This window comes from Methylosinus sp. Sm6 (assembly GCF_019802345.1).
Classification (GTDB): domain Bacteria; phylum Pseudomonadota; class Alphaproteobacteria; order Rhizobiales; family Beijerinckiaceae; genus Methylosinus.
Genome location: NZ_JAINDZ010000018.1, coordinates 1 through 14,109, shown reverse-complemented (window position 1 = coordinate 14,109; position 14,109 = coordinate 1). Strand labels below are relative to the sequence as shown.

16 protein-coding genes are annotated in these 14,109 nt (G+C 67.5%); 13 read left to right on the top strand and 3 right to left on the bottom strand.

Annotation, left to right across the window (positions count from 1 at the left end; translation table 11 throughout):
- The first annotated feature begins 7 nt into the window (after nt 1-7).
- The 6 genes from K3F48_RS13250 (at nt 8) to K3F48_RS13225 (ending at nt 4,946) form a co-directional block, all read left to right on the top strand.
- A complete protein-coding gene (locus K3F48_RS13250) occupies nt 8-895 on the top strand; it encodes a co-chaperone YbbN (protein ID WP_222575911.1) in 888 nt (295 codons plus the stop codon).
- 38 nt (nt 896-933) lie between these two features.
- Nucleotides 934-1,602, top strand: a complete 669-nt coding sequence (locus K3F48_RS13245) for an LON peptidase substrate-binding domain-containing protein (protein WP_222575910.1) — start codon at nt 934-936, stop codon at nt 1,600-1,602.
- 46 nt (nt 1,603-1,648) lie between these two features.
- Nucleotides 1,649-1,879, top strand: a complete 231-nt coding sequence (locus tag K3F48_RS13240; RefSeq protein ID WP_222575909.1) for a Trm112 family protein — start codon at nt 1,649-1,651, stop codon at nt 1,877-1,879.
- On the top strand, nt 1,876-2,766 hold the full coding sequence (locus K3F48_RS13235; protein ID WP_222575908.1) for an acyl-CoA thioesterase II: 891 nt from the start codon (nt 1,876-1,878) through the stop codon (nt 2,764-2,766). The genes K3F48_RS13240 and K3F48_RS13235 overlap by 4 nt, the downstream gene beginning before the upstream one ends.
- Nucleotides 2,767-3,079: 313 nt before the next feature.
- Entirely contained in the window at nt 3,080-3,418 is a 339-nt protein-coding gene (locus K3F48_RS13230; RefSeq protein ID WP_003610684.1) for a P-II family nitrogen regulator, read from the top strand.
- Nucleotides 3,419-3,449: 31 nt separating this feature from the next.
- On the top strand, nt 3,450-4,946 hold the full coding sequence (locus K3F48_RS13225) for an ammonium transporter (protein WP_222575907.1): 1,497 nt from the start codon (nt 3,450-3,452) through the stop codon (nt 4,944-4,946).
- A gap of 211 nt (nt 4,947-5,157) precedes the next feature.
- Here the strand turns inward: K3F48_RS13225 and K3F48_RS13220 are convergent, their stop codons facing one another.
- Both K3F48_RS13220 and K3F48_RS13215 read right to left on the bottom strand, forming a co-directional pair.
- Nucleotides 5,158-5,847, bottom strand: coding sequence for a Crp/Fnr family transcriptional regulator (locus tag K3F48_RS13220; RefSeq protein ID WP_222575906.1), 690 nt, complete (start codon nt 5,845-5,847; stop codon nt 5,158-5,160).
- Between the two features lie 133 nt (nt 5,848-5,980).
- Nucleotides 5,981-7,825: an alpha/beta hydrolase gene (locus tag K3F48_RS13215; RefSeq protein WP_222575905.1), complete on the bottom strand. Its 1,845-nt coding sequence runs from the start codon at nt 7,823-7,825 to the stop codon at nt 5,981-5,983.
- 324 nt (nt 7,826-8,149) lie between these two features.
- Between K3F48_RS13215 and K3F48_RS13210 the strand changes: the two genes are divergently transcribed.
- The 4 genes from K3F48_RS13210 (at nt 8,150) to K3F48_RS13195 (ending at nt 10,722) form a co-directional block, all read left to right on the top strand.
- The gene (locus tag K3F48_RS13210) at nt 8,150-8,962 is read left to right on the top strand and encodes a uridine kinase (RefSeq protein WP_222575904.1); all 813 of its coding nucleotides are present in this window, start codon (nt 8,150-8,152) and stop codon (nt 8,960-8,962) included.
- 5 nt (nt 8,963-8,967) lie between these two features.
- Complete coding sequence (locus K3F48_RS13205; RefSeq protein WP_222575903.1) at nt 8,968-9,801, top strand: molybdenum storage protein subunit alpha; 834 nt, start codon at nt 8,968-8,970, stop codon at nt 9,799-9,801.
- Between the two features lie 153 nt (nt 9,802-9,954).
- A complete protein-coding gene (locus K3F48_RS13200) occupies nt 9,955-10,260 on the top strand; it encodes a hypothetical protein (RefSeq protein ID WP_222575902.1) in 306 nt (101 codons plus the stop codon).
- A gap of 42 nt (nt 10,261-10,302) precedes the next feature.
- Nucleotides 10,303-10,722, top strand: a complete 420-nt coding sequence (locus K3F48_RS13195) for a hypothetical protein (RefSeq protein WP_222575901.1) — start codon at nt 10,303-10,305, stop codon at nt 10,720-10,722.
- A gap of 67 nt (nt 10,723-10,789) precedes the next feature.
- Here the strand turns inward: K3F48_RS13195 and K3F48_RS13190 are convergent, their stop codons facing one another.
- A complete protein-coding gene (locus K3F48_RS13190; RefSeq protein ID WP_222575900.1) occupies nt 10,790-11,794 on the bottom strand; it encodes a linear amide C-N hydrolase in 1,005 nt (334 codons plus the stop codon).
- A gap of 300 nt (nt 11,795-12,094) precedes the next feature.
- On the opposite strand from K3F48_RS13190, the gene K3F48_RS13185 reads away from it, so the two are divergent.
- From K3F48_RS13185 to K3F48_RS13175, 3 genes are read left to right on the top strand one after another with little or no spacing between them, the layout of a single operon-like run.
- Entirely contained in the window at nt 12,095-12,646 is a 552-nt protein-coding gene (locus K3F48_RS13185) for a NifU family protein (RefSeq protein ID WP_222575899.1), read from the top strand.
- A gap of 45 nt (nt 12,647-12,691) precedes the next feature.
- The gene (gene tsaB, locus K3F48_RS13180; RefSeq protein ID WP_222575898.1) at nt 12,692-13,381 is read left to right on the top strand and encodes a tRNA (adenosine(37)-N6)-threonylcarbamoyltransferase complex dimerization subunit type 1 TsaB; all 690 of its coding nucleotides are present in this window, start codon (nt 12,692-12,694) and stop codon (nt 13,379-13,381) included.
- 11 nt (nt 13,382-13,392) lie between these two features.
- Nucleotides 13,393-13,884, top strand: coding sequence for a GNAT family N-acetyltransferase (locus K3F48_RS13175; protein ID WP_222575897.1), 492 nt, complete (start codon nt 13,393-13,395; stop codon nt 13,882-13,884).
- Nucleotides 13,885-14,109 lie beyond the last annotated feature (225 nt).

The following is a 14,109-nucleotide window of genomic DNA, read 5'->3' as shown; positions in this document are numbered from 1 at the left end:
CGCTAAAATGGCGACGGAAACATTCGCAGCGGGCGGCGCGCAGGAGACCACCACGGAAGGGTTTCGCGCCGATGTGATGGAGCCCTCGCTCCGCCAGCCGGTGCTGGTCGACTTCTGGGCCCCCTGGTGCGGCCCTTGCAAGCAGCTCGCGCCGACGCTGGAACGCGTGGTCAAGGCGGCCGGCGGCAGAGTGAAACTCGTCAAAATGAACATCGACGACCATCCGGAGATCGCCGGCCAGCTCGGAATCAAGTCGATCCCGGCGGTCGTCGCCTTCGTGCGCGGCCGGCCGGCCGACGGATTTGTCGGCGCCTTGCCCGAGAATCAGCTGCGCGGCTTCATCGAGCGGCTCGTCGGGCCGCTTCAGGACGAGGGCGAAGACGCCTTTCTCGCCGCCGAAACGCTGATCGGCGAGGGCGATTTCGCGGGAGCCGAGGCCATTCTGACCGAGCTCGTCTCGCGCGATCCGCCTCTCGTCAAGGCCGCGGCGGAGCTCGCTCGGCTCCTCGTCGAGCAGGACCGTCTCGCAGAGGCACAGGCGCTGCTCGAAGGGCTTCCCGCGGATCTGCTCGCCGACGCCAATGTCGCGGCCGCGGCGGCGGCGCTCGAGAATGCGCTGCGCGCCTCCGAACTCGACGAGGTCGACGAATTGCGCCGGCGCATCGCCTTCGATCCGGACGATCTGCAGGCGCGCTTCGACCTCGCTCTGGCGCTCAACGCCAAGGGCAAGCGCGACGAAGCGGCGACGGCGCTCCTTGACATCATCCGCAAGGACCGTAGTTGGAGCGACGATGGGGCGCGCAAGCAGCTCATACAATTTTTCGACGCCTGGGGTCCGCTCGACAAGGCGACCATCGGCGCCAGGCGACGCCTGTCGTCGCTGTTGTTCTCCTGACGACCTGAAGGAGTGGCGTCGAACGCTGCGCGGCCGAAATGAGCGTCAACCGTCCCTATAGAGATGCGAGCGCATTGCCGGACATCCTTCCGGTGTTTCCGCTGACGCGCGCGCTGCTGCTGCCGCGCGGCGAGCTGCCGCTCAATATTTTCGAGCCGCGCTATCTCGCCATGGTCGACGACGCCATCGCCTCGCAGCGCATCATCGGCATGATCCAGCCCCTGCCCGGTCACGACGAGCATGACGCCGCGCCCGCTCTGCACCGGATCGGCTGCGCCGGACGCATCACGCGCTTCCTCGAGACGGGCGACGGCCGCTATTTGATCTCGCTCACGGGGATCTCCCGATTCGACATCGTCGAGGAGCTGCCGGCGACGCTCGCCTATCGCAATTGCCGCGTCAGCTACGAGCGTTTTCTCCTCGATCTCGAGCCGGGCGCAGGCGAGAACGACGTGGATCGCTCCGGTATGATCCGCATGTTGCGCGAATTCGCCGATGGGTCCAAGCTCGAAGTCGACTGGACGAGCATCGACGCGGCGCCCAATGAGGCGTTGGTCAATGCGCTGGCGATGATGAGCCCGTTCGGCGCCGATGAGAAGCAGGCGCTGCTCGAGGCGATCGACCTCAAATCTCGCGCCGAGATGCTGGTCGCTCTGGCCGAGCTCGACCTCGCGCAGAACAGCGACGAGCCGCCCCACTTCCACTGAGGGGCCGCGCGCGAGAGCGCTTCGCCGCAGCAGGAGAGCAATCGCTATGACCGACGACGCAGACAAGCAAGGCGAGCCCGCCGAGGAGGCGCCCGCGCCGGAGGCGACGAAGGTCGATCCCCGCCTGCTCGAAATTCTCGTCTGCCCCTTGACCAAGTCGACGCTCGAATATGACGCGGCGCGGCAGGAGCTGATCTCGCGCCCGGCGCGCCTCGCCTATCCGATCCGCGACGGCATCCCCATCATGCTGCCGGAAGAAGCGCGGCGGATCGATTGAGCGCCGCCGCGCCCGATGAGCCGCGCGCGCCGAGCGCGCTGCTCCAGGTCCTCGATCTCGAGGAGATCGGCGAGGATCGTTTCCGCGGCCGCAGCCCTTGGGCGACGGGGCGCGTCTATGGCGGTCAGGCGGTGGGACAGGCGCTCGTCGCGGCGCAGCGCACGACCCCGCGCGAGCGTCTCGCGCATTCGCTGCATGCCTATTTCATTCTCGCCGGCGACGCCGCCGCGCCGATCGACTACACGGTCGAGCGCGTGCGCGACGGGGCGAGCTTCACGACGCGGCGCGTCGTCGCGACCCAGAAGGAGCGCGCCATCTTCTCGCTGGAGGCGTCGTTCCAGATCGTCGAGCCGGGTCTCGAGCATGCCTTTCCGGCGCCGGCGGCGCCGCCGCCCGAGAGCCTGCCGACGACGAGCGCGCTGGCCGAGCGCTTCGCATCCTTCCTGCCGCCCATGGCCGCGGAGTGCATCGCGCGGACGGCGGCCGTCGACATTCGTTTCGCCGATGCGAACGCCTATTTTTCGAACACACCGCAAGCGCCTGCACAACAATTCATCTGGTTCCGCGTGGTGGGCGCGCTGCCGGACGACGACGCCACGCATCGCAGCGTGCTCGCCTATCTGTCGGACATGACGCTGCTCAATGCGGCGCTGGTCGTTCACGGCCGCTCGATCTTCGAGCGCGATCTGCAGGTGGCGAGCCTCGATCACGCCGTCTGGTTCCATCGCCCGTTCCGCGCCGACGAATGGCTGCTCTATGCGCAGGACAGTCCGACCTCGGCCGGCGCGCGCGCGCTGACGCGCGGCCTCGTCTACGCGCAGGATGGCCGACTCGTCGCGTCGGTCGCGCAGGAAGGGCTTATTCGAGAGCGTCCGGCGCGGAGCTGAGCCCCGATGTGCTTATCGGCTGGGCGCCGGCTGCACGATTCCGGGCGCCCATCCGGCGTCGTCGCATCATTTGCCGCCGACATCGAGGCCACGCCATTGCGTGGAGACGGAACCGAGCGCGCGACCCCGCGCAGTTTCGCCGCCATAGCCCTGCGACGCGCCGCCACGGGCGCAGCTTCTCCTCTCTGGCACGCCATTTGAAGGCCGGGGCCGTGAGCACGACGGTGCTCGTTCAGGCCATCGCCCGCGTAGACGCCGTCGTCCTCGACGCTCCGTCACTCGCCATGAAGGTCAAAAAACATAGGATAGGCAGATGAAAATCGTGACAGCGATCATCAAGCCCTTCAAGCTCGATGAGGTCCGCGACGCGTTGACGAATATCGGCGTGCACGGCCTCACCGTGACGGAAGTCAAGGGATATGGACGGCAAAAGGGACACACCGAGATCTACCGCGGCGCCGAATACGCCGTGAGCTTTCTGCCGAAGCTGAAAATCGAGGTGGCGGTGACCTCGGAGCTCGTCGCCAAGGCGATCGAGGCGATCACGACGGCGGCTCACACCGGACAGATCGGCGACGGCAAGATTTTCGTCCTTCCGCTCGAGCAGACGATCCGCATCCGCACCGGCGAGCGCGACGCCGACGCGCTCTGACATTCTCACGAAAAATCACCAGGAGTTCCCAATGAGACTTCGTCTGCCTCGAAGCCTGTCCGCGGCTTCGACACTCATCGGCCTCGCGATCGTCGCCGCCGAGCCCGCCTTCGCAGGCGACGCTCCCACTCCCAAGCCCGGCGACACCGCTTGGATGCTGGTCTCTTCCCTGCTCGTGCTGATGATGTCGATTCCCGGCCTCGCGCTGTTCTATGGCGGCCTCGTGCGCTCGAAGAACGCGCTGTCGGTGCTGACGCAGACCTTCGCCATCGTCTCGCTCGTCGGCGTGCTGTGGACGTTCTACGGCTATTCGCTGGCCTTCGGCGACGGCGGCTCGCTGAATAACTACATCGGCGGAATCAACAAGCTGTTCCTCAAGGGCGTCGACGCCTCGTCCAACGTGCCGACCTTCACGCCCGGCGTCGTGATTCCGGAATACGCCTATTTCGTGTTCCAGATGACCTTCGCCATGATCACGCCGGCGCTGATCATCGGCGCCTTCGCCGAGCGCATCAAATTCTCGGCGGCCTTCGTCTTCGTCCTCCTCTGGGTGACCATCATCTACTTCCCGATCGCGCATTGGGTGTGGGGCGTCGCCGATCCGAACGCGCTGGTCGACGCGGCCACCAAGCTCGCCGGCGCCGGAACGGAAGAGGCGAAGGCGGCCGCGCAGGGCGATATCGACGCCATCATGGCTTCGGTCGGCTGGATCGCCGGCGGCCTCGCGCCCTGGATGCACGGCACGGGCGCGCTGGACTTCGCCGGCGGCACCGTCGTCCACATCAACGCCGGCATCGCCGGCTTCGTCGGCGCGTTGATCATCGGCAAGCGCATCGGCTATGGCAAGGAGGCCCTGCCGCCCCACTCGCTGACGCTGTCCATGGTCGGCGCCTCGCTGCTGTGGGTCGGCTGGTTCGGCTTCAACGCCGGCTCCAACCTCGAGGCCAATGGCACGACGGCGCTCGCCTTCGTCAACACCATGGTGGCGACCGCCGCGGCGGGCCTCTCCTGGCTGCTGACCGAATGGGCGCTCAAGGGCAAGCCCTCGCTGCTCGGCCTCATCTCGGGCGCGGTCGCCGGTCTCGTCGCGGTGACGCCGGCCTCCGGCTTCGCCGGCCCGATCGGCTCGATCGTGCTCGGCCTGATCGTCTCGCCGATCAGCCTGTTCTTCGTCTCCAAGGTGAAGAACTTCTTCGGCTATGACGACTCGCTCGACGTGTTCGGCGTGCACGCCATCGGCGGCATCACCGGCGCTCTGGCCACCGGCATTCTGGTGAGCCCCGACCTCGGCGGCACAGGCGTCGTCGACTACACCAACATCGGCGAGAATTTCGCCGGCAAATACGACATGGCCCAGCAGATGATCTCGCAGGCGACCGCCGTCGGCGCGACGATCCTCTACTCGGGCGTCGGCTCGGCGATCCTCTTCAAGCTCGTCGACGTGATCATCGGTCTGCGCGTCGCCCCGGATCAGGAGCGCGAAGGGCTCGACATCGCCGAACACGGCGAGCGCGCCTACAACTACTGATCCAAAGCCGCCCACCCGCGCAAGACCGCGAACGGCGCCCACGGGCGCCGTTCTTCTTTTGGGGCATTGTTCGACGAAGCGAGCCCCGCTCGACGGCAATTGGCGCTCGCACGCCGGCCGGGGCGCGAAGAGCGAGCCTCTCAGGCTCGCGGTCCAGAGGCCGGGGTTGGACCGCGAGCCTGAGAGGCTCGCTCTTTGATCGCCTCCCTCGTCAGCCCGCCTGCTCGAGGCTCTCCGACACGCGCTGCTCGAGCAAGGCCGGACGCAGCAGCACCAGCCCGCCCCTGACCTTCTCGGCGAGGCCCTCCTGCACCATCGCCTGCACCTCGCGATTGACCTGCTCGCGGCGGCAGCCGATGCGGGCGGCGAGATCGTGCTGCAGCGGCGGCGGCGAAATGATCGACTGGCCGTCGAAGCCCTTGCGCGGCGCGGCGAGGCGCAGCAGCTCCGCATAGAGCCGGTGCTTCAGATCGAGCACCGAGCGCTCGAAGATGCGCGCATTGAGATCGCGCACGCGCTTGGTGAGGAGGCGCAGCAGCCGCTCGCACACCGCCGGCTGCGAGAAGACGACGGTCTTGAACACGGACGCCGACATGATGCAGAGTTCCGCGCGCGTCAGCGCCGACACATTGGCCGAGCGCACGGCGCCGTCGACCGCCGCCATCTCGCCGAAGAACTGGCCCGCCCGCAGGTCGGTCAAAATGACCTCCTTGCCCGCCGGGGTGCGGATCAGCACGCGCAGCTCGCCCGAGACGATGAAATAGACGTCGTTGGAAGGATCGTCATAGTCGACGACGAGCTCGCGCTCGTCATAGCGCCGAAACACGCATCGGCGCGCGACGCGCTCGGCCTCCTCGGCGTCGAGTCCTTCAAAAAACGGGATACGCTGCAATGAGCTCAAGGCGGTTCGCCCCTTCCTGCCGTCGAATGGGCAAAGAAGGATCGCGCCTCTCTCCGCCAGAGAGGCGAGACATCCCCCATCATGTCCTTGCCCCGGGCGATATTGGCAAGGATTTTCCGTCACGTCGAGCGCGTCACGGCTGATGGACGTAACGGCCCGGCGCCGGATAGAGCGGCGGATAGCCGTGCGCCCCCATCGGCGGCGGCGCGACGCGCTGCGCGCTGCTGCGGGCGGCGAGCCAGGCGGCCCATTCCGGCCACCAGGAGCCCTCGACGCGATGCGCGCGGGCGAGCCATTTTTCCGGTCCGACATAGAGGTCCCCGGCCCGGCGCAGGCCGATATGATAATAGCGGCCACGATGGCCGGGCTCCGAGACGACGCCGGCGTTGTGGCCGCCAATGGTCAGCACGAAGGTCAGCTCGCAATCTGTGAACAGGCTCGCCTTATAGACCGAGCGCCAGGGCGCGATATGATCGCTCTCGGTTCCGACGACGAACATGGGCGCGGAAATATCCTTCAGCGCGACGACCTCCCCCTCCACCGCATAGCGTCCCGCCGTCAGCCGGTTCTCGAGGAACAGCCCGCGCAGATATTGCGCATGCATCGCATAGGGCATGCGGGTCTGATCGGCGCTCCAGGCCATGAGGTCGTTGGGCGTCCGGCGCTCGCCGAGCAGATAGTCCTGCACCGCCTTGCCCCAGACGAGCTCGTTCGAGCGCAGAGCCGCGAAGGCGCCCGCCATCTGGCGCGTGTCGAGCACGCCCTGGTCCCACATCATATCCTCGAGAAAGGCGACCTGCGCCGCGTCGACGAACAGCATCAGCTCGCCCGGCTCGCTGAAATCCGTCTGCGCCGCAAGCAGGGTGATCGAGGCCAAGCGCCCGTCGCCGTCGCGCGCCATGGCGGCGGCGGCGATGGCGAGCAGCGTGCCGCCGAGGCAATAGCCGCAGGCGTGGAGCTTACGCCCGGGCAGCACGGCGCCGATGGCCGAGAGCGCCGCCAGCACGCCGGCGACGCGATAATCGTCGAAGGCGACGTCGCGGTCCTCGGGACCGGGATTGCGCCAGGAGATCATGAAGACGGTGAAGCCCTGCGCGACGAGATAGCGCGCGAGCGAGTTCTGCGGCCGCAGGTCCAGCACGTAATATTTCATGATCCAGGCCGGGACGATCAGGATCGGCTCGGCGTGGACGGTTTCCGTCGACGGCCCATATTGGATGAGCTCGATCAGCTCATTGCGGAAGATCACCTCGCCCGGCGTCGACGCCACGTCGACGCCGGTCTCGAAACCGCCATGGCCGTTCGGCGCGTGCGCGAGCGCGCGCATCGCATCCTCGAAGAAATTTTCGGCGCCGCGGATGAGATTGGCGCCGCCCTGCTCCTGCGTGCGCTCGATCACGGTCGGATTGAGCCAGGCGATATTAGAGGGCGAGAACGCGCCGAGCCATTGCTCGGCCATGAAGCCGACGCGGGCGGCGTCCCTCGGCGTCATGCCGCGCGTCTCGCGCGTCGCGCGGCGCCACCAGCTCTCGGCCGCGAGGAAGCTCTGTTTCCATAGCGAGAAGGGCGGCGCCTCCCAGCCCGGATCGGAAAAGCGCCGATCATGCGGCTCGGGCGCGAAGGGCCCCGCCGCGGTCTCGCCCGCGAGCGCATGCGCCGAAAAATGCGCGAGCGCGGCGGCGCTCTGCGCGGCGGCCAGCCCCAATTCGATCTGCCGCCCCGGCGCGAGAGAGAGGTGAGTCGCCCAGTCCAGCCAGGCCGACATTTGCGCGAGCGGCGAAACGCCTTGAGTGAAGCGCGCCGCAATGGCGCGGGCGGCGCGGTCGAGCGTGTCGAAGGAGGGGACGTCGCCCACCACGTAGGAGGTTCGGCGCGGCGGCTCCTCGACGGGCGCGGCCGGAGCGGAGGGCGGAGCCTGCGCGATCGGGGGCTTTTCCTCGCGGCGGCCGGCTCGACCGGCGAAAGTGACGACGACCATGTGAAAATCCCTCGGCTGGAGACTCGCCGCGCCTTCGCGCTCGCGCGCGATGTCGCCGCTCGAACGCTACAGGAGCATGACCGGGTGTAAATACGCAGATTCGCCACAGGGCCGCGATCTGCGGGCGGAGGGCGCGAAGCTTCGGGCGCCCAAAACGGGTGATTTGCTTTTCGTGTGGTTTTTTTCTGCAAAGTAAAACCATCGTCGTTTTCTCCAATTGCGCGATGATCTCGCAGGAATTTCGCATGTTGCGGGCCCGCCGCCCGGAGGAGTATCGACAGGCCTCTGAGAATATTGCCGAATCGAAGCGATGAAAGGCGAAGTATGACCAATTCGACGGCGGAGCTCGAAGCGCTCCTCATGCAGCGGTCGCTGACCGACGCGGGACTTCTCGCGGCGGCCGAGGCGGCGGCCGATTTCCGCATCCTGCCGGACGCCACGGTAATCAAGATCGGCGGACAGAGCGTCATCGACCGCGGCCGCGCCGCGGTCTATCCGCTGGTCGACGAGATCGTCGCCGCCCGCAAGACGCATAAGATGCTGATCGGCACCGGCGCCGGCACGCGGGCGCGGCACCTCTATTCGATCGCCGCCGGGCTCGGCCTGCCGGCCGGCGTGCTCTCGCAGCTCGGCGCCTCGGTCGCCGATCAGAACGCCGCCATGCTCGGCCAGCTCCTCGCCAAGCATGGAATCTCCGCGGTGGACGGCGCCGGGTTGTCGGCCGTTCCGCTCTATCTCGCCGAGGTCAACGCCGTCGTCTTCAGCGGCATGCCGCCCTACACCCTTTGGATGCGCCCCGCGGCCGAAGGCGTCATCCCGCCCTATCGCACCGACGCCGGCTGCTTCCTGCTCGCCGAGCAATTCGGCTGCAAGGCGATGATCTTCGTGAAGGACGAGCAGGGCCTCTTCACCGCCAATCCGAAGACGGCGAAGGACGCGAAATTCATCCCGAAGATTTCGGTCGACGAGATGAAGGCGAAGGGCCTGCACGACTCCATTCTCGAGTTCCCGCTGCTCGATCTCCTGAAGTCGGCGCGCCATGTGCGCGAGGCGCAGGTCGTGAACGGCCTCGTCCCCGGCAATCTCACCCGCGCGCTCGCCGGCGAGCATGTCGGGACCATCATCACCGCGAGCTGAACACCATGACCGATACTGCCGACACCATCAAGCACGTCGCCTCGCCGCTCGCGCGCCAGACCCTGCTCGACGGCGATCTGACCCGCCCCGTCGCCGGGCGGCGCCCGATCCGCCTCCTGCCCTGGCTGCAGGTGGTGAAGATCGGCGGACGCTCCATCATGGATCGCGGCGCCGAGGCGATCCTTCCGATCGTCGACGAGATCCGCAAGCTCCTGCCGGAGCACCGGCTGCTCATCCTGACCGGCGCGGGCATTCGCGCGCGCCATCTCTATGGCGTGGGGCTCGACCTCGGCCTGCCGGTCGGCTCGCTCGCCCCGCTCGCCGCCAGCGAGGCCGGCCAGAACGGCCATATCCTCGCCTCTCTGCTCGCGCCGGAGGGCGTCTCCTATGTCGAGCATCCGACGATCGCGAAACAGCTGGCCATCCATCTGTCCGCGGCGCGGGCGGTGGTGGGCAGCGCGTTTCCGCCCTATCACCATCATGAGTTTCCGACCTCGCGCATTCCGCCGCATCGGGCCGACACGGGCGCCTTCCTGCTCGCCGACGCCTTCGGCGCGGCGGGGCTGACGATCGTGGAGGACGTCGACGGCGTCTACACGACCGACCCCAAAGGGCCGGAGGGCAAAGACGCGAAGCTCCTCGCCGAGACGAGCGCCGCCGAGCTCGCCGAGCAGAGCGCCTCCCTGCCGTTCGACCGCGCGCTGCTCGAGGTGATGGCGACCGCGCGCCACATCGAGCGCGTGCAGGTGGTGAACGGCCTCGCGCCCGGACGGCTCACCGCCGCTCTGCGCGGCGAGCATGTGGGCACGATCGTCCATACGGGGTCGAAGGCAAGGTAGGCGGAATCCTTGAGGGGGCGTCGACAGACGCCCCCGAAACGGCCGCTCGGCGGGGAACGCGCCGCCGCGACGGCGCCTCGAGAATCGGTCGAGGCGGCAGGCTCGCTACACCGGCTTCATATTGCACAATAGAAATTTGACGATTTCCGATTTATGCGTGGTCAGCGCCGCGTGATCCTCGTCGGAGAGCTCGGCGGTGCGCGAGGCGCGGACGAAGGCGTCACAATAGACCCCGAGAACCACTCCCTTGCTCGCGAGATTTTCCATGAAAGTTTCGACGTCGAACGCAGCGACAGCCGTTTTTCTTCTGGCTTGAATGGCCCTCATCCTATGCTCCTGCCCAAATATGTCCGACCCGAAAAACGCACTGCCAATATTGAAATTCTAACCGAATCCGCCGGAACGGGAAAGCATGAAAACATCGGCGCTTTCCGCGGCGCGGCGACGCCAGAGCCGTGATATCGATCATTTTCACGCTCTCGATCAGCGGAGACGCCGCTCGTGACCCGATTATTTTCCGGAGGCTGTCACTGCGGCTGGCTCGGCGTGCGCTTGCGCACGACGCTCGCGCCGAGCGAGCTCATTCCCCGCCGTGACTCCTGCGGCTTCTGCCTGCGCCACGCCGCCCGCGTCGTGTCCGATCCGAGCGGACTGTTGGAGATCGTCGCCCCGCGCGAGGCGACGCCCTATCGTTTCGCGATGGGGATCACCGATTTCCATGTCTGCCCCCGCTGCGGATGCTATGTCGCGGCGAGCTGGGCCGATGGCGGCGCCCTCTTCGGCGTCGTCAACGTCAACGCGCTCGACGCGCGCGACGCCTTTTCCGCTGCGCCCGTCCTCACGGATTTCGACTCGGAGACGCGCGCCGAGCGCGAGGCGCGCCGCCGGCTCGGCTGGACGCCGGCGCGGATCGTGAGGTAGCGGACGCTTTCCCGACGGGTCCCCGAGGATAGGCGCGCGATCCCGATAATGGTTCGGGTCGCGCGCGTCAGGGCGCGAGCGGAAACGGCCTCTGCATGGGTGAAGAGCTGTTCAGCCGCGCGGAAACATCGCCGCTGAGCCCGATGTCGTATGGATCGACGGCGAGAATCTTCGAGGATCGAGCGTCGAGCTGTGCGAAGTCCACCCAGAACACGGCCGGACTGTTGACGGGCATGACATAATAGACCTTGTGGGTGAGGTCCACGACCGTGCTCCATCGGGTCGGCCAAGTGTCCGTTGATTCGCCGCCGGACGTGTCGAGCGCCCCGAATGGCACGGCGACATTGCGGGCGACCCCGGCGAGATGGCTCACCGCCTCATAGCGGTCCGCCGGCTTCGGCAGAGTCTTCAGGTAGGAGGAGGCGCGGACGAAACGGCTCATGGGGTCGATGTCGCCCGGCATCGTCAGCTTGCCGCCGAACGGAATGTAGCGCTTCAGATTGGCCAGCTGCTCGTCCAACGGCGGCTCGTTGGTCATCACGGTGACGTCCTTGCCGTGATGCACGACCAGCCTACCCTTTACGAACTCCAGCACGGCGCTGTCGCCGGAGGCGTCCTCGATGGCGAGATGCACTGGCCATTCGCGCCCGAGAGCCTTGGTCGAGACGACCCGGACCGTCTCGAGGCCGGCCAGGGCCTCGGTCACCGTGGCGTAGTTGTCCAGGACGTACTGCGCCCACAGGAGGTTTGCAACGCCGGGACGATCGTCGGCAGGCTCGTATTCGGCGCCATGCAGATAGAGGAGATGCGCGCTGAGCCCGGCCTCGTTCATGCCGTCGCCCGAGCCAGAATCGAAGGCGGTCAGCACCGCGCTCGCAAATTTCGAGGTCCACCGCGCCGCATTGCCCTCGGCGACTCCAAGGTGCGCAACGCCTCGCGGCAGATAGGCGAGGCGCGGCTTCTCGTCGATGTACAGGTCCCATGTCCGTGCGGCGACGATGGCCTGGTCGTTCGTGTTCCACAGGATCAGGCTGCACGCCTCCGCCGAAAATCCGAACGAAAGACATGCCATGGCGGCGGCCGCGCAACCGGCTGCGGCGGAAATGAGCTTTGCCCTCACCTTTGCACCTCTCAGCGAATGCTTGCCAGCGAATGCTTGCGACAGCATCGGCGCCAAATGCCTGCGAGAGCGTAAATTTTATCGCGCCCGGGGCAATTCGACGCCCGCGCCGGCGGAACTCCCGGCGCGCGGCGGATATGCGGTCCGCCGCTCCGCCGCCTGCGCGGTCTTGCTGCGACGCTCCCTATTTCATGTTAGACAGAACGCCTTATCGCCACGCCGGCCTTGAACCGGACGCTGCGGAGACGACCCATGTTCATCCTGACCGAAACCACCCCCAACCCTTCCACGCTGAAATTCCTGCCCGGCCGCCCCGTGCTCGCCGAGGGCGCGCGCGAGTTCCGCGACGCGGAGGCCGCCGCCGCCTCGCCGCTGGCCGGCGCGCTGCTCGCCATCAACGGCGTCGAGACCGTCATGTTCGGCCCGGATTTCGTCTCCGTCACCAAAGCGGACGCCGAATGGGCGCATCTGAAGCCGGCCGTGCTCGGCGCCATCATGGAGCATTTCACCTCCGGCGCGCCCATTGTTCTGGACGCCGCCGAGGCCGCCCCCGCCGAATTCTTCGACGCGGCCGACGCCGAAACCGTCGCGACCATCAAGGAGATGCTCGTCACCCGCGTGCGCCCGGCCGTGGCCAGGGACGGCGGCGACATCGCCTTCCGCGGCTTTCGCGACGGGATCGTCTATCTCGCCATGAAGGGCTCCTGCTCCGGCTGCCCCTCCTCCTCCGCCACGCTGAAGAACGGCGTCGAAAATCTGCTGCGTCATTACGTTCCGCAGGTGCGAAGCGTGGAGCAGGTGTGAGACCCGCGTTGATCGGCGCGCGAAAAGCGTCATAATCGGCAGCCGATGAAACTCCTCGCCATCGACACGGCGCTGCCCGCCGTCTCCGCCTGCGTGATCGATTCGGACATCGCCGCGCCGCTCTCCTGCGAGTCGGCGCCGATGGAGCGGGGCCATGCGGAAGCGCTGCTGCCGCTGCTCGAGCGCGTCGTCGCGGCGGGCGGCGGCTTCGCCTCGATCGAGCGCGTCGCCGTCACCGTCGGGCCCGGCTCCTTCACCGGCATTCGCATCGGCCTCGCCGCCGGCCAGGCGATCGCGCTGGCGCTGCGCGCGCCCATCGTCGGCGTCTCGACGCTGGCGGCGCTGGCGGCGCCGCATATTCTCGAGCCCTTCGACGGCGTCGTCGCCGCGGCGATCGATGCGCGCCACGGCCAGGTCTATGTGACCGCCTATGGCCCGGACGGACGGACGCTGCTGACGCCGCGCCGCGTCGGCGCGCATGAGGCGCTGCGCGCTCTCGGCGACGGGCCGCTGAAGCTGGTCGGCTCGGGCGCGCCGCTGCTCGCCGCCGAGGCGCGCGCCTCCGGCGTCGCCGCCGAGATCGCCGATGCGCGGGCGGCTCCGGATATCGCGCTGGTGGCGCGGCTCGGCCTCGCCGCCAACCCCGACACGGCCCCGGCGCGCCCGCTCTATCTGAAAGCTCCGGACGCCAAGCCCCAGGGCCGCGCGGCGGCCGAAGCCCCCGCCGGAGCGTGAGCCCGCCGGCGATGAGCTTGATCTCGACGCTCTTTCCGCAGCCGCGATTCGTCATCCGCCCGCTCGGCGCGGAGCACGCCGATGATTGCGCGCGTCTCCATGCGGCCTCCTTCGCCTTTCCCTGGTCGAAGATCGATTTCGAGAGCATGCTGACCGATCCGCATGTCCTCGCCGACGGCGCCTTCAACGAGAAGCTGCTGAAGGACGAGGTCGGCGGCATGGCGCTCTCCCGGCTGCTGCCGCCGGACGCCGAGATATTGACCTTCGCCGTCGATCCGAAACGGCGCGGCGCCGGCCTCGGGCGCGCGCTGCTGGCCGCGCATCTCACCAATCTCGAGCGCGGCGGGGCGCGGCTGATCTTCCTCGAGGTCGGCGAGGACAATGCGGCGGCGCTGAAAGTCTACGAACGCCTGGGCTTCAAGACGATCGGCCGGCGCGAGAATTATTACAAGCGCCCCTCCGGCGAGCGGCAGGCGGCCCTCACCATGCGCTGCGAGCTGTGACGCCGGAGCGGAGAGCTACCGCATGCACACATCTTGGAATGCACAGCATGGCCGGGCTTGTCCCGGCCATCCACGCCAAGCCACTGAGATATTTTTGGAAAGCGCCATCGCCGCGGCGTCGACGCCGCGCACGAATTTGCGAGAAACATCGGCGTTGCGGCGTGGATGGCCGGGACGAGCCCACGGCTGTCCGGTTCAAGATAGGCATAGTATTATCTCGTATTG

Bases quoted from the DNA above. Each gene is read 5' to 3' on its own strand.
- K3F48_RS13250 (WP_222575911.1), top strand. From the start codon at position 8: ATGGCGACGGAAACATTCGCAGCGGGCGGCGCGCAGGAGACCACCACG.
- K3F48_RS13245 (WP_222575910.1), top strand. From the start codon at position 934: ATGAGCGTCAACCGTCCCTATAGAGATGCGAGCGCATTGCCGGACATC.
- K3F48_RS13240 (WP_222575909.1), top strand. From the start codon at position 1,649: ATGACCGACGACGCAGACAAGCAAGGCGAGCCCGCCGAGGAGGCGCCC.
- K3F48_RS13230 (WP_003610684.1), top strand. From the start codon at position 3,080: ATGAAAATCGTGACAGCGATCATCAAGCCCTTCAAGCTCGATGAGGTC.
- K3F48_RS13225 (WP_222575907.1), top strand. From the start codon at position 3,450: ATGAGACTTCGTCTGCCTCGAAGCCTGTCCGCGGCTTCGACACTCATC.
- K3F48_RS13215 (WP_222575905.1), bottom strand. From the start codon at position 7,825: ATGGTCGTCGTCACTTTCGCCGGTCGAGCCGGCCGCCGCGAGGAAAAG.
- K3F48_RS13210 (WP_222575904.1), top strand. From the start codon at position 8,150: ATGACCAATTCGACGGCGGAGCTCGAAGCGCTCCTCATGCAGCGGTCG.
- K3F48_RS13205 (WP_222575903.1), top strand. From the start codon at position 8,968: ATGACCGATACTGCCGACACCATCAAGCACGTCGCCTCGCCGCTCGCG.
- K3F48_RS13200 (WP_222575902.1), top strand. From the start codon at position 9,955: ATGCGTGGTCAGCGCCGCGTGATCCTCGTCGGAGAGCTCGGCGGTGCG.
- K3F48_RS13190 (WP_222575900.1), bottom strand. From the start codon at position 11,794: ATGGCATGTCTTTCGTTCGGATTTTCGGCGGAGGCGTGCAGCCTGATC.
- K3F48_RS13185 (WP_222575899.1), top strand. From the start codon at position 12,095: ATGTTCATCCTGACCGAAACCACCCCCAACCCTTCCACGCTGAAATTC.
- tsaB (WP_222575898.1), top strand. From the start codon at position 12,692: ATGAAACTCCTCGCCATCGACACGGCGCTGCCCGCCGTCTCCGCCTGC.
- K3F48_RS13175 (WP_222575897.1), top strand. From the start codon at position 13,393: ATGAGCTTGATCTCGACGCTCTTTCCGCAGCCGCGATTCGTCATCCGC.